12 protein-coding genes and 1 pseudogene are annotated in these 13,820 nt (G+C 69.8%); 5 read left to right on the top strand and 8 right to left on the bottom strand.

Translation table 11 applies throughout. The features are described 5' to 3' along the window. Positions 1–14: 14 nt before the first annotated feature. Positions 15–680 (bottom strand): annotated as a pseudogene (ripD, locus tag OCQ_RS15180) (NlpC/P60 family peptidoglycan-binding protein RipD); the annotation flags it as partial. A 332-nt stretch (positions 681–1,012) separates the two neighbouring features. Beyond that, positions 1,013–1,450: a hypothetical protein gene (locus OCQ_RS15175; protein ID WP_008257820.1), complete on the bottom strand. Its 438-nt coding sequence runs from the start codon at positions 1,448–1,450 to the stop codon at positions 1,013–1,015. 62 nt (positions 1,451–1,512) lie between these two features. Here OCQ_RS15175 and OCQ_RS15170 point away from each other — a divergent pair, with 62 nt between their 5' ends. The 5 genes from OCQ_RS15170 (at position 1,513) to OCQ_RS15150 (ending at position 6,099) form a co-directional block, all read left to right on the top strand. Further along, positions 1,513–2,817 carry an adenosylmethionine--8-amino-7-oxononanoate transaminase gene (locus tag OCQ_RS15170; RefSeq protein ID WP_014385135.1) on the top strand — a complete coding sequence of 435 codons (1,305 nt, stop codon included), beginning with the start codon at positions 1,513–1,515 and terminating at the stop codon, positions 2,815–2,817. A 144-nt stretch (positions 2,818–2,961) separates the two neighbouring features. Next, positions 2,962–4,119, top strand: a complete 1,158-nt coding sequence (locus OCQ_RS15165) for an 8-amino-7-oxononanoate synthase (RefSeq protein ID WP_014385134.1) — start codon at positions 2,962–2,964, stop codon at positions 4,117–4,119. Between the two features lie 9 nt (positions 4,120–4,128). Next, on the top strand, positions 4,129–4,809 hold the full coding sequence (gene bioD, locus OCQ_RS15160) for a dethiobiotin synthase (RefSeq protein WP_014385133.1): 681 nt from the start codon (positions 4,129–4,131) through the stop codon (positions 4,807–4,809). Further along, a complete protein-coding gene (locus OCQ_RS15155) occupies positions 4,809–5,318 on the top strand; it encodes a 2'-5' RNA ligase family protein (RefSeq protein ID WP_009954660.1) in 510 nt (169 codons plus the stop codon). The genes bioD and OCQ_RS15155 overlap by 1 nt, the downstream gene beginning before the upstream one ends. Before the next feature lie 271 nt (positions 5,319–5,589). Beyond that, entirely contained in the window at positions 5,590–6,099 is a 510-nt protein-coding gene (locus tag OCQ_RS15150; protein ID WP_009954662.1) for a methyltransferase family protein, read from the top strand. A 66-nt stretch (positions 6,100–6,165) separates the two neighbouring features. On the opposite strand, the gene OCQ_RS15145 is transcribed toward OCQ_RS15150, so the two are convergent. The 6 genes from OCQ_RS15145 to OCQ_RS15120 form a co-directional block, all read right to left on the bottom strand. Then, entirely contained in the window at positions 6,166–7,581 is a 1,416-nt protein-coding gene (locus OCQ_RS15145) for a mechanosensitive ion channel domain-containing protein (RefSeq protein ID WP_038536589.1), read from the bottom strand. An 11-nt stretch (positions 7,582–7,592) separates the two neighbouring features. Next, positions 7,593–9,776, bottom strand: a complete 2,184-nt coding sequence (locus OCQ_RS15140; protein WP_014385131.1) for an adenylate/guanylate cyclase domain-containing protein — start codon at positions 9,774–9,776, stop codon at positions 7,593–7,595. Positions 9,777–9,827: 51 nt separating this feature from the next. Then, on the bottom strand, positions 9,828–11,192 hold the full coding sequence (locus OCQ_RS15135; protein WP_014385130.1) for a hypothetical protein: 1,365 nt from the start codon (positions 11,190–11,192) through the stop codon (positions 9,828–9,830). After that, entirely contained in the window at positions 11,189–11,551 is a 363-nt protein-coding gene (locus OCQ_RS15130; protein ID WP_014385129.1) for a hypothetical protein, read from the bottom strand. The genes OCQ_RS15135 and OCQ_RS15130 overlap by 4 nt, the downstream gene beginning before the upstream one ends. A gap of 4 nt (positions 11,552–11,555) precedes the next feature. Beyond that, positions 11,556–13,388, bottom strand: coding sequence for a hypothetical protein (locus OCQ_RS15125; RefSeq protein ID WP_041785706.1), 1,833 nt, complete (start codon positions 13,386–13,388; stop codon positions 11,556–11,558). Positions 13,389–13,501: 113 nt separating this feature from the next. Further along, complete coding sequence (locus OCQ_RS15120) at positions 13,502–13,702, bottom strand: hypothetical protein (protein WP_009954668.1); 201 nt, start codon at positions 13,700–13,702, stop codon at positions 13,502–13,504. Positions 13,703–13,820: the final 118 nt, after the last annotated feature.

The raw sequence follows: 13,820 nt of genomic DNA, 5'->3' as shown, positions 1-13,820 counted from the left end.
AGTTGCTGCTGCGGCGCTTGCGTGAACGGCGACTGCTGCACCGGCGCCTGCTGCACCGGCGCCTGCTGCAACGGCGCCTGCTGCAACGGCGCCTGTTGTGTCGGCGCCTGTTGTGTCGGCGCCTGCTGAGCCGGGCCCTGCTGGGTGGGCAGCTGCTGAGCCGGGGCCTGTGGCGTCGGCGCGGAAGCGCCGAGGATGCGGACCATGTAGGGCGTCATGCCGTTGGCGCGTACCGGCGAGACCTGCACGACGTCGCCGACCTCGAGCATCTGGTTGTTGCCCAGGTACATCGCGACGCTTTGCGTGCCGTCGGGTCCGTAGAAGATCAGGTCACCCTTGCGGGCCTGCTGCGGCAGGATCTTCTGGCCGACGCGGTAGATCGCCCCGGAGGAACGCGGCAGCTTCACGCCGGCACCGGCGTACGCGTACTGCATCAGCCCCGAGGCGTCGAAACCGACGGTGTTGGCGCCGGTACCGGTGCCGCGGGTGGGGCCGTTGATGCCGCCCCCGGCCCAGGAGAACGGCACGCCGCGCTGCGACAGACCGCGGGCGATCACCACGTCGGTGGCCTGCTGATAGTCCATCGACCTGGCGCCCGGGTCGGCGGTCGCGACGGTGGGAACCACCATCGGCGCCCCGAGCAGGGCCAAACCGATCGCGAGGGCGTAGATGCGTTTCATGTTTCTGGCCTCTCAGGCGCTCGTGGGGCCTCGACGCGGTGACCTCGCGCGTCCGCCCCCGGTTCATGGATCGGGCGACGGCCCCCACGCTGGGGCCGCGCCGTCCATGGCACTTGCGTAGTGAAGCGGCCCGTCAGAGGGCCGTATTCACATCAGTCACAACCGTAACTTTGACAACAGATGGTGTTAGCCGCCAGGGCCCCGGGGGATTATTTGTCGTACCGTGACCGGACGGTGACTGGCGCGGCCCAATCCCGTATGCGCAGTTGTGATTTCGGTCTCAGCCGGCTACGACGTAGCCATCCCGTCACGGGGCGGAGACGCCGGCCCGATCAGAGCCAATAGCGTTCGCTGAACAAGGTCAGCATCGTTCCCGCCGCCGAGCTCACCATGACCAGCGCCAGAGCCAGAACCGGCCAGAAAGACATGTACCAGCCCTTCAGGATGGACACCACCGGGCCGATGACGGCGGCGGTGAGGGCCGCCCCGATCCCGCCCCACACCACCGGGTGGATGTACAGATCCAGCCCGAAGGGAACCGGCCCGCAGGTCTCGTCCGCGCAGACATGCGCCAGGAAGCCGAAAAGCCGCGACGGCCAGGTCGTCGCCGTGGCCAGCACGGCGAGCAGGACCAGCAGGGTGACGGTGCAGACGACGTCCCACACCGCCAGCCGCACCCGGATCACCCGCGGCGCCCCGGGGGCCTCGGCGTCGTAATCCACCAGGTCGGGTGCGGGCCCTGCGCTGTCGGGCTGCTGCGGCGTGGCCATGATGTCCCATGCTTCCCGACGGCCCGGGTTTGCGCGAATCGGCTGCTTTACCCTCGATCACTATGCCCGCGGCCAAGGCCGGGCTGACGCCCGAGCAGATCAGCGCGATCGACGCCGCGCACCTGTGGCATCCGTACAGCACGATCGGCGCCGAATCCATCGCACCCGTCGTCGCGGTCGCGGCGCACGGCGCCCGGCTGACCCTGATCCGCGACGGCGAACCCGTCGAGGCGCTCGACGCCATGAGCTCCTGGTGGACCGCGATCCACGGGCACGGCCACCCGGTCCTGGACGCGGCCCTGTCCGCCCAGCTCGGCGCCATGAACCACGTCATGTTCGGCGGACTGACCCACGAGCCCGCGGCCCGGCTGGCCCAGCTGCTGGTCGAGATCACCCCGGCCGGCCTGGAGACGGTGTTCTTCAGCGACTCCGGATCCGTGTCGGTGGAGGTGGCGGTGAAGATGGCGCTGCAGTACTGGCGCAGCCTCGACCGGCCCGGCAAGCACCGGCTGATGACCTGGCGCGGCGGCTACCACGGCGACACCTTCACCCCGATGAGCGTCTGCGACCCCGACGGCGGCATGCATTCGCTGTGGACCGACATCCTGGCCCGGCAGGTGTTCGCCCCGCAGGTGCCCCGGGACTACGACGCCGCCTACAGCGCGGCGTTCGAGGCGCAACTGGCCCGCCACGCCGACGAACTGGCCGCGGTCATCGTCGAACCCGTCGTGCAGGGCGCCGGCGGCATGCGCTTCCACGACCCGCGGTACCTGCGCGACCTGCGCGAGATCTGCCGACGGCACGACGTGCTGCTGATCTTCGACGAGATCGCCACCGGCTTCGGCCGCACCGGCGAGCTCTTCGCCGCCGACCACGCCGGCGTCAGCCCCGACATCATGTGCGTCGGCAAGGCGCTGACCGGCGGCTACCTGAGCCTGGCCGCCACTCTGTGCACCACCGAGATCGCCCACACCATCAGCGCCGGCGAGGCCGGCGCGCTGATGCACGGGCCCACGTTCATGGCCAACGCGCTGGCCTGCGCGGTCTCGGTGGCCAGCGTCGAGCTGCTGCTCGGGCAGGACTGGCGGTCGCGGGTCGCCGAGATCGGCACCGGGCTGGCGGCCGGGCTCGAACCCGCCCGCGCATTGCCCGGCGTGACCGACGTCCGGGTGCGCGGGGCCATCGGCGTCATCGAATGCGCGCGCCCCGTTGACCTCGCCGTCGCCACGCCGGCGGCGCTGGACCACGGCGTCTGGCTGCGGCCGTTTCGCAACCTGGTCTACGCGATGCCGCCCTACATCTGCACGCCCGACGAGATCTCCCGGATCGCCTCGGCGATGGTGCAGGTCGCCCGCCTCGTCGGCTAGCGGTGGCGACCCGCTGCGCCCGGCGTGGACTATGCGGCGACCCGCTGCGCCCGGCGTGGACTATGCGGCGACCCGCTGCGCCCGGCGTCGCCGCGCTGGCGGTCGCCGCGGCCGCGCTGGCGATCGCCACTAGGCTGAGCCCCTATGAACGCCTCCCCGCAGGCACCGATCGACGTCTCCCCGCTGGCCTGGCTGGAGGCGGTGGAACGGCAGCGCCGCGAGGCCGGGCTGCGCCGCTCGCTGCGGCCGCGCCCCGCCGTCGCCACCGAGCTGGACCTGGCATCCAACGACTACCTGGGGTTGTCCCAACACCCCGACGTGATCGACGGTGGGGTCGCTGCGCTGCGCCTGTGGGGCGCCGGGGCGACCGGGTCCCGCCTGGTCACCGGCGACACCGAACTGCACGAGGAATTCGAGACCGAGCTCGCCGACTACGCCGGGGCGGCCGCGGGCTTGCTGTTCTCCTCGGGCTACGCGGCCAACCTGGGCGCCGTCGTCGGGCTGTCCGGCCGGGGTTCGCTGGTGGTGTCCGACGAGCTTTCGCACGCCTCGCTCGTCGACGCCTGCCGGCTGTCGCGGGCCCGGGTGGCGGTGACGCCGCATCGCGACGTCGGTGCCGTGGAGGCGGCGCTGCGATCGCGCGACGAGGAACGCGCGGTCGTCCTCACCGAAGCGGTGTTTTCCACCGACGGCGCCCTGGCGCCGCTTCGCGAACTGCACGACGTGTGCCGTCGGCATCGCGCCCTGCTCATCGTCGACGAGGCGCACGGCCTCGGGGTGCGCGGCGGCGGGCGCGGGCTGCTGCACGAGGTCGGGCTGGCCGGTGCGCCGGACGTGGTCATGACCACCACGCTGTCCAAGGCGCTGGGCAGCCAGGGCGGCGCGGTGCTCGGGCCGGCGTCGGTGCGCGCCCATCTGATCGATTCGGCGCGCACGTTCATCTTCGACACCGGACTGGCCCCGGCGGCGGTGGGTGCCGCGCGCGCCGCGCTGCGGGTGCTGCGGGCCGAACCGTGGCGCGCGGACGCCGTGCTGCGCCATGCCGGCATCCTCGCCGAGGCCTGCGGGGTACGCGAGCTACCGCAGTCGGCGGTGGTGTCGGTGATCCTCGGCGACCCCGACGTGGCGGTGGCCGCCGCGACCGCCTGCCTGGACGCCGGCGTGCGGGTCGGATGCTTCCGGCCCCCGACCGTGCCCGCCGGCACCTCGCGGCTGCGGCTGACCGCGCGCGCGTCGCTGGACGACGCCGAGCTGGACCTCGCGCGCCGGGTGCTCACCGACGTGCTCGCCGGGCTTGGCTAGGGCACCCCGGTGACGGTCCTGGTCGTCACCGGCACCGACACGGGGGTCGGCAAGACGGTCGTCACCGCGGCGCTGGCCTGCCACGCCCGCCGGGCCGGCCTCGACGTGGCGGTGTGCAAACCGGTCCAGACCGGCACCGATGACGGCGACGACGACCTCGCGGAGGTGGGCCGGCTGTCCGGGGTGACCGAGCTGGCCGGGTTCGCCCGGTACCCGCAGCCGCTGGCGCCGGTGGCCGCGGCCGAGCAGGCCGGGATGCCGCTGCCCACCCGCGAGCAGCTACTGGGGCTCATCGGGGAGTTGGACCGGCCGGGGCGGCTGACGCTGGTCGAGGGCGCCGGGGGCCTACTGGTCGAACTCGGCGAAAACGGTGTCACCGCACGCGATCTCGCCGTCGCGCTCGGCGCCCCGGCGCTGGTGGTGGTCAGCCCGTCGCTGGGCACCCTCAACCACACCGCGCTCACGCTGGAATCACTTGCCGCACACAATGTTTCGTGCGCCGGGCTGGTGATCGGGGCGTGGCCCCGGTGCCCCGGGGTGGTGGAGGCGTCCAACCGGTCCGCGCTGGCCCGGTTGGCCGCGCTGCGCGCCGCGCTGCCCGCGGGGGCGGCGTCGCTGGACGCGGCCGACTTCGCGGCGCTGTGCGCAGGCGCATTCGACCGCGACTGGGTCGCCACGCTGGCCGGCTGATGGTCCACTCCATCGAGCTGACCTTCGACCGCGACACCGAGGCCGCGATCCGAAACATCTGGGAAGCGTTGGCGGCGGCGGGAATTCCCAGCCAGGCGCCGGCCAGCCGCCCGCACGTGACGCTGGCGGTGGCCGAGGGCATCGCCGCCGACGTCGACCCGTTGCTGGCCCCGCTGAGCAACCGGCTGCCGCTGGGCTGCCTCGTCGGCGCGCCGGTGTTGTTCGGCCGCGGCAGCGCCGTTTTCGCGCGGCTCGTGGTGCCGACGGGCGAGCTGCTGGCCCTGCACGCCCGGGTGCACGAGTTGTGCGCCCCGCATCTGGTGCCCGGCCCGATGCCCAACAGCCTGCCCGGTCAATGGACCGCGCACGTCACGATCGCCCGCCGGGTCGGCGGCGCCCAACTCGGCCGCGCGTTGCGCATCGCGGGCCGGCCCGCCCAGATCGACGGCAGCTTCGCGGGTTTGCGCCGCTGGGACGGCAACAAGAAGGTCGAGCACCTGATCGGTTAGTGGCGACCGCAAACGCGGTATGGCGGGGCGCGGGGGCCACCCATCGGCGCATCGCACAGAAATTCTACGGTCGTTGACTTATCTCCGCCGATGTCGTTAGCTTGGACGCGGAGAAACTCCGCAGTCGGGGAGTTATGTGGTGCCAGGTTTCACGACGGGTCGTGCGCCGGGTCATCAAGGTGCCCGACTTCCCGCGGCGGGACGCCGTCGCCGTACCTGGCGTGAAAACCATTGGGAACGCGCGAGTTACAGGCTCTGAGCGAAGGGGAGCATGATGCGTACAACGACTGCGGCGCTAGGCAGCGCGGCGTTTTTTCTCGTCGCCCCGGGGACCGTCGCCGGACTGATCCCCTGGCTGATCACCGGCTGGCATTGCCATCAACCGCTGCCACACTGGGTGATTGCCCAGATCGTCGGGGTGCTGCTGATCTGTGTGGGCCTGGTACCGGTGGTGTCGGCGTTTGCGGAGTTCGCCAAGGCGGGCGGCACCCCAGCACCCGTCGCGGCGCCCCGACGACTCGTCGTCAGTGCATTCAACCGGTATGTCCGCAATCCGATGTACGTCGGCCTCCTGGTGGTCATCGTCGGCCAGGCCCTGCTGTTCGGCAGCCTCGGCACGGCCATCTACGCCGCGGTGATGTGGGCGGTGACGGCCTCGTTCGTGCGCTGGTACGAAGAACCCACCCTGCAGCGCCAATTCGGGACCGACTACGAGGCCTATCGGCAGGCGGTGCCCGCGTGGTTTCCGCGACTGCGCCCGTGGACGCCCGGCCCAAGATGACATCGCCCGCTGGGCCCGGCGCTCCGGCCGCACATCAGCGTTCGTCGCGCTGCGGCGCCGCCCGGCTCATGGGGTGGCCGACAGTGCGAACTCCTGCCCCATGGCCTCGTGCACCCTGGCGCGCCGCTCGTCGATGGCGCGGCCCAGGTCTTGCAGCAGCAGCGGCTTACTGGTCACCAATTCGACGAGGTGGTCGCGATCGATTTCCAGCGCGGTGATTTCGTCGATCGCCTGCGCGTCGGACAGGTTGGGCTGCCGGGTCAGCGCGGTCACCCCCAGGAACGAGCCCTCGTCCAGCCCCCCGACCGCGACCGCCGTTCCGTCCCTGGCGGTGGCGGTCAATCGCACACCGCCCGCGAGCAGAAACGTCATCTTGTCGGGAACCCGGCCGGCGTGCTCGACGATCTCGTTCGCACCGTAGCGAACGATCCTGGCGTGCGACGTCAGCGCCTGCTGATCCGGTTGGCTCAGCCGCAACGCCGGGGCCACCACGGTCCGCAAGGCCTTCTCGATGCGCTCGGGCGTCGAGATGTCGTCCTCGGCGCCGTCGAGGCGCAGGCCTTCGCGCCGCGCGGCGTACCAGAGCCAACGCAGAAACGTCGCCTGCGCGGCGGAATCGTCTGCGGGCGACCTCAACCCGACGGTGAGGAGGTACTCGGCGGCCCCGGCGGGCGTCGCGGCTGCCACGGCGTTGGGCCTGCGCTGCGGCAGCGCGTTGGCCACCCGTTCCAGCAATGCGCACACTCGGTCGGGCGGGTCGACCTCGGAAAACGTTGTGGTGATTGCCAATTGGTGGCCCCCGGGCGGGCGGCTGAGGTTGGTGAACGAGGTGGTGGCCAGCACCGAGTTCGGGGTGATCTGTAGCCCACGGCCGGTCTGGATGTGGACGGAGCGCCAGTTCGCCTCCACGATGCGGCCCCGGGCCGCGGGGGTGTCCAGCCAGTCGCCGATCCGGAATGGCTGTTCGAACAACATGAACAGCCCCGACACGATCTGGCCGACGGAGTTCTGCAGCATCAGCCCGATCACCACCGAGGTCACGCCCAGCGCGGTGAAAAGGCCGCCGACGCGGACACCCCACACGTAGGAGAAAATGACCGCCAGCCCGACTCCGATCAGCACGAACCGGGTCACGTCGAGGAAGATGCCCGGAATGCGCTGGCGCCACGTCCCTTGCGGCGCGCCCTCGAACACGGTCGCGTTGAGCCCGGACAACAGCAGCACCAACACCACGAAGCCGAACACCGTCGCGAGGACCCGAACCGAGGTGAACTGCGCCGGCATCCGCGCGACGTTGACCAGCAACACCAGCAGGGCGCCCAGTGGGATCAGGTAGCTGCGCAACAGGAACGCCGGCCGGGCCAGCGGGCTGTCCCTGCGGACCAGGCTCTGATGCCATTCGGTGAGGGCGATCAGCAGCAGCGGCAGCCCGATGACCACACCGGCGGCCCAGTACAGCGACGACGAGTCCAAGGATGTCACGGCCCTGCCCCTTACCCTTCCGACAACTTCCAGATCTGCTGCTCGACGCCGCCGACCGTGATGGTGCCCGCGGGCGTGAACTGACGGATGTCGTGCATCACCTCGTACACCTTCGAGGTGACGTAAATCCCCGTTTGCGTTGTGCTGCTGCGTGTTTGATGCGCGAGGTTGACGGCAGCGCCCCACATGTCGTAGACGATGCTGGATCGCCCGACCAGTCCGCTGATGACGTTTCCGGTGTTGATGCCGGCCCGCAGCGCCAGGTGGTAGCCCGTCCTGGCGTTGAAGCGCGCGATGATGTCTTTCATCTCGACAGCGAATTCGACGGTGCGGTGGACGCTGTCCAGGCGGGGAAAGTTCAGGCCGCAGCTGGCGAGGTAGCCGTTGTGGAGCGTGCGAATCGGCTCGATACCAAGGGATTCGGCCGCCGAGTCGAGTTCGCGGATCAGCTCGTCGACGATGCCCACCAATTCGCGCCCGGAAAGCCTGCCCGAGATCTCGTCGAGGCCGACGAGGTCGGCGAAGATGACGGTGACGTCCTGGTGCTCCTGGGCGATCGTGTGTTCGCCCTCGCGGTATCGCCGCGCCACCGGCTCGGGCATCAACGACCCGAGCAGCCGGTCGTTTTCCTTGCGTTGTTCGCCCAGCAGCTCTTCCTTGATCTGCAGGTTTCGGCTCATCTCGTTGAAAGCGGCCGTGAGTTCCCCGATTTCATCGTGGGAGGTGACCGGGATCGCGACGTCGTAGTTTCCGGCGCCGATCTCCTGGGCGCCGGCCTGCAACCTGCGGATGGGTCGCACGAAGATCTGCGCGACCAGCAGCGCCGCCACACAGATAACGAAAACCATTGCGGTGGTGGTGATCACGAGGGTCTGGGTGAGCGACATGACGCGGGCGTTGGCCTCGGCGGTTTCCCTGGTCGCGACGATCGACCAGTGCAGGTCGGAATTGGGCACGGACAGCGGGGCGTAGGCGGCGAGTTCGCGCCGGCCCAGATAGCTGGTGTCGGTGAGGGTTCCCGACTCTCCGCGGTCGGCGGCGCGCACCGCCGCGGTGGCCACGGGCTGAACCAGCGTGGTGCCGCCCCACCTGATCGCCGTGTCGACGGCGGCCGGCCGGGTTCCGGCCGCGACCGCATCCCGTTTGTATCGCTGGGGGTCCTCGAGGAACAGCCGCGAATCCGAGCGCATCAGGTGGTCCGGACCGGCGAGATACGTTTCGGCGGTGTCGCCCATGCCCGCGGCCTTCCACTGCTTGTCGGCGGTCATGATCCGATTCACCTTGGCGATCGGCAGGGGCAGCGCCAGCACCCCGGCCGCGTTGCCGGGTGGACCGATCGGTGCCGTCAACCACGCGATGGGCTGACCGAGTTGAGCCTGATAGGGCGCGAAGTCGGTGATCCACACGAAGTCCACCGAGTTGGCGGCCATCGCCTTCTCGTAGGCGTCGCGCAGGTTGGATTGGCGATACGGGCCGGTGCGGACGTTGGTACCGAGGGACGCGGATTTCTTCACGCTGTAGACGACGTTGCCGCGGGTGTCGAGCAGCAGCGCGTCCCGGTACTCGAATCGGGTTGCGATCTCGCGAAAGTAGTCGTTGAACCGCGCATTGGCGGCCGACCATGCGCTGCCGTCGCCGGCGTCGTCGGGCGCCGAGCCCGTCTGATTGGAGGACCGATTCGCCGCCACGGTGTAGTGCGCCTGCAGGTACTTCTGTGCGTTGTTGCTCGGCAGCACGGCGTCGAGTGCCAGCTTCTTGCCGGTGTCGCGCTCGATCGGTTCGATCAGCTTTTTGGTGTAGAAGTCCACCAGCGCGCGTTGCTGCCCGGGGTCGACGGGAGCGTTGGCCAGTTGGTCGAAGCCGGCGGTGAACTCGCGCACCGCGTCCAACGCGGTGGTTCCGTGGCTGTAGACGACCAGCGAATCCGACAGATCCGAGAACAGGGTCTCGATGGCCCGTTTCTGCGCCGCGCGCATCTGGGTCATCCGCTCGGAGGCCGCGGGCAACAGCGCGTTGCGCGCCGCGACGTATTCGACTGTTCCGATCACTCCCAGCGACGCCAGGCTGGCCACCAGCAGCATCAGCATCACCTTGGACTGAATGCTGAATCGGGACAGCGCTCGTAGGCGACGCCACGTCGTCCGGGCCGGGTTCTGCTCGTCCGGGGGGACCGGCTCGGTCGAGCGCCCCGCCATCAATCGAGTTCGGTCAGGGTTCGCGTTACGGAGGAGCGCACGCCGCAACGCCTACCCACCGAAGAGCAGATACAAACCGGTGAAGGTGTAGCCGACCATCACCAGCATCATGGTCAGCTGTCCGGTGAGCTGATGGCCGGCGGGCAGCAGTCGCAGGGCTTTGTCGTGGGCGGCGATCACCGCGACGATGTGCCCGGTGACCACGCAAATCACCTTGATCGCCGCCAGCAGCGGCGGATGCATGGACAACACGTAGGCCACGTGTAAGTGCGCCAGGCCGAACAGGTTCCAGCCGCGGCCGAACGGGTCGGCCAGCGCGAACACCGCCTGCTGTCCGCGCTCCACCAGATACGACAGGTAGTGCGCGAAGATGTAGCCCACCACGATCGGGATCAGCGAATGCGCCATCTGGCCGGGCAGCGCGCGGCGCCGCTCGCGGTCCACGCCGCCGGTGGCCCGCGCGGCCAACGAAAACGTCACCGCCACAACGGAAATGAAGACAATCAGCCCAGCGGTGCGTAGCGCCGACGACGCTAAAGTGGGGGACACGCCGACGTCTCGCGTGAGCCGATCGGCGAAGCCGCGCCAGGTCGGCGACGACGAGAAGCTGTCGAAGGCGGTGGACCCGAGCAGCACCGCCAGCAGCACGACGACGCCCGGACGCACCGGCAGTGACGGCAGATGGTCGAGCGGGTTGCCGACGACGATCCGCCCGGTCTCCCGATTGCGGCGAAACGGTGAGAGCCGGGAGACGGCCATGCTGTACACGCCGAACGGGTCGGCGCGCGCCAGCCAGCGCTGCCCGCACAGCCAGGCCCCGGCGAGCATCAGCACGGCGTAGGCGGCGATCCACGTCCTGATCCAGGGCAGCGACGCCGAGTTCGGGCTGGCCAGTTCCATCCAGACGAACGCGAACAGGCCGACCGCGGCGGGACGGTAGCCCCAGCCTTCCGGGTAGGACCGCCGCGGCCGGCCGATCCGCCGCGGCGTGACGCGGCGCAGCAGCAGGTACACCGTGCGCATGGGCGAAATCACCCGCCACACCGGCCCGAAGGCCAGCGACAGGGCCACCAGCCCGACCCACAGCAGCACGTAGAACGCGCCGAGCAGCGCGTTGGTCTCCGACTGGGGGCCCCAGATCCCGGCCGACACCGCCCACAGCGCGAACACCAGCGCCAGCGCCGCGGCCGCCCAGCGGCTCGCCCGGGCGTCGACGAACGCCGTCAGCGCCGCCGGCAAGGGCCTGCCCGGCTTCAGCGGATCGAACCGCGGTTGTCGCCAGGCGAAAGCGACCAGGGCGAAGGTGAACGTCAGCGCCCATGCCGCCCCGACCATCGCGTAGGCGTACGGCACCGGAAGGTCGCCCGACCCGCCGAGCCCATGCGCGAGCACCACCGCCGCGTGGGCGGAGGTCACGGCTGCACTTGGATGGTGGCGATGGTCCGGTCGAGGTGGTGCAGTTCCACCGCGACGTTGCCGGGCACCTCGACGGCGAAGTCAAACGTCTGGTGGGGCGCCGCCGCGACCTGGAACTTGTGATCGGGCGTCGAGTGCACGTGCAGCTCGTCGGTGGCGTCGCTGGTCACGTGCAGGGTGATCTGCTGGCGCACCTTGGCCTGCAGTGTGGCGTTGGTCGGGGTCACCTGACCGTGGGCGATGGTCACGTCGATCACCAGGGGAGCCGCCGGCGACTTGTCGGTGGAACCGCCGCAGGCGACCAGCCCGCAGACCAGCGCCGTCACCCACGCCGCGAGGAGAGTGCCGCGAATCGTCATCGCCCTACGCCGCCCGGGGAGCGGGCTGCTTGTCCTCGACGGGCTCCGGCTCGGTGACGGCGTTGCCGAGCCGCCCCGCACCCCACGTTAGGCCGGCGATGACCATCAGCGTCATGAACAGCACCACGATCGAGCCGGCGGTGAACAGCCACACCGGCGCGTTCTGGTCGCGTTCGCGCTGCAGGATCGTGATCTCCTGCACGAACGGGCGGTTCATCGCCGGCAACGCCGGAACCTCGGGCGCCGGGATCGCCTCGTCGGCCGGTTCGTAGATCGGCACCGCGGTCATCGTGTAGCCGTCCTGAACCCGCAACAGCGTCTTCCACGTGCCCCACACCGGAAGCGGGCGCGTCGACCTGTAGTGCCCGGGACCCACCTGCTCGAGCTCGTCGATCTGTAGACCGCGATTGTTCTCCATCCGGCCCTGCCAGGACAGGATCGTCACCCACTCCGGATGCCGGCCGACCATGTCGGACGGTTGCAGTTGGACGTCGGCCGAGACCATGCGCTGCCCGGGCGCCGCGGGCAGATCGGTCAGCGCGATGGCGGCGTTGTTCTGGCGCGGCACGACGATGTGCAGGCCGTTGGCCACCGCGCCGCCGATCACCAGCACCGTGACCACCACCACCGAGATGCCGGCGGCGCGGCCGGGGAGCCGCTGGCCGGTGAGCACCATGCCGAACAGCGCGCCGCACATGCCCATCAGCACCGCGACCGGCACCGCCATGGCCAGCGCCTCGCCCCACATGCCGACCGGCCACGGGTAGTGGTAGACCGCCGCGATCCACAGCGACTCCAGCCACAGCCCGACGGTCCCCACACCGAGGCCCGCGACGGCGCCAAATGCGATGGGGCGCTTGATCAGCGGAGTCAGCGCGATCAACTCGACCGCGAGCGCGGGGCCGAGATACAGGGGGAACCAGTTGATCGGGGCCCCCAGGATCGGCCCGACCAGCAATGCCACACCACCGCGCAGCGCGATGGCGAAGACGGCCGCGATCAGGGCCGCGCCCCGTCCCATGGTGATGCGGGCGGCCACCGCCGCCAGCGCCGCCGCGGCGGCGATCATCATGGGCTGCAGGACGAGGCGGAATTGCTCGACGCCGAAGTCGTATTCGATCTGATAGACCGACAAGCCGATGAACATGCCGCCGAACGACAGGTAGCGCAGGAACGTGATGAACGCGCCGTGCAGGACGTCGGCGCCCAGTTGGGCCTCACCCTCGCGCTCGAGCATCAGCACCGCGAACAGCGAGAAGCAGGCGCCGCCGATCATCATCAAATGCGTTGGGCCCCAAAGTGTTACGTCCTGGCCGAAGATGCGGTGCCAGATGTCGTCGAGGGGGAACCCGATCAGTGCGTACAGGCCGCAGCCGGCCATCAGCACACCGCCGACGGGGGCCTGCCAGTTCCGGGTGATGCGCACCGCCGCCGGGCCGGGCTGCTCGAAGGGCAGCACGACCGCCGTCATCCCGCCGAGGAAGATGCCGAACAGCCCGATGATGATGAAGTAGTGCGCCGGGTTGGCCAGCGGGCCGGGGTCGCGGCCGTTGCCGATATGCCAGCTGACGTCCCAGATGAAGCCGAACAGCGCGCAGATGATCGATGTGGTGAACACCAGCACCGGCAGGGCGACCCAGCTCGGTCGGTGGAATTTTTCGCCCACCTTGTCCGCGAGGCGGGCCAACCAGGTGATGCGGTGCGTGCGGTGGGCGTGGCCCACCCACAGCATCAGCAACGTGATCACCACCGCGGCGATCGAGAGCCCGATCACCTGGTCCAACCCCGCACCGCGCGCCGGTGCCTCAGCAACAATCGTCAGTTCATTCGGCCGCATCGTCGTGCCTCCCACTCGCGCCGGGCTGCCCCGGAAGATCCGATTGAAGTCAACCGCTTATTACTGTCAAGTAGGTTCGTGATTGTTTGTTTAATGCCCAGATCCGGCGCCCGTCAATCACGCTCTTGATCGGGCGTGTCGGGTTTCGACGCGTCGGAGGTGGCCTTGGTGGCGCCCGTGACGTTGCGGCCTTCGCGGCGGTCGCGCAGCGCGATGTACAGGATGACGGCGACGACGATCACCGCAGGCAGGAATGCCGGCGCCGCCAACAGCAGGTAGTGGTGCGCCAGGTATTCGACGTGCGGGGTCACCATGGTCGTATACCCAGGGATAGGCGGAGTTCTTCGGCCGTTACCCTACTTTGAACACCTTTTCATTCCGGCTGCCACCACCACGGGGCAGATGTGTCCCCACGCGCGGACACGAGAAAGA

The organism is Mycobacterium paraintracellulare (genome assembly GCF_000276825.1).
Taxonomy (GTDB): domain Bacteria; phylum Actinomycetota; class Actinomycetes; order Mycobacteriales; family Mycobacteriaceae; genus Mycobacterium; species Mycobacterium intracellulare.
The sequence above is the reverse complement of the archived record's forward strand: the minus strand, read 5'-3'. Positions and strand labels throughout refer to the sequence as shown.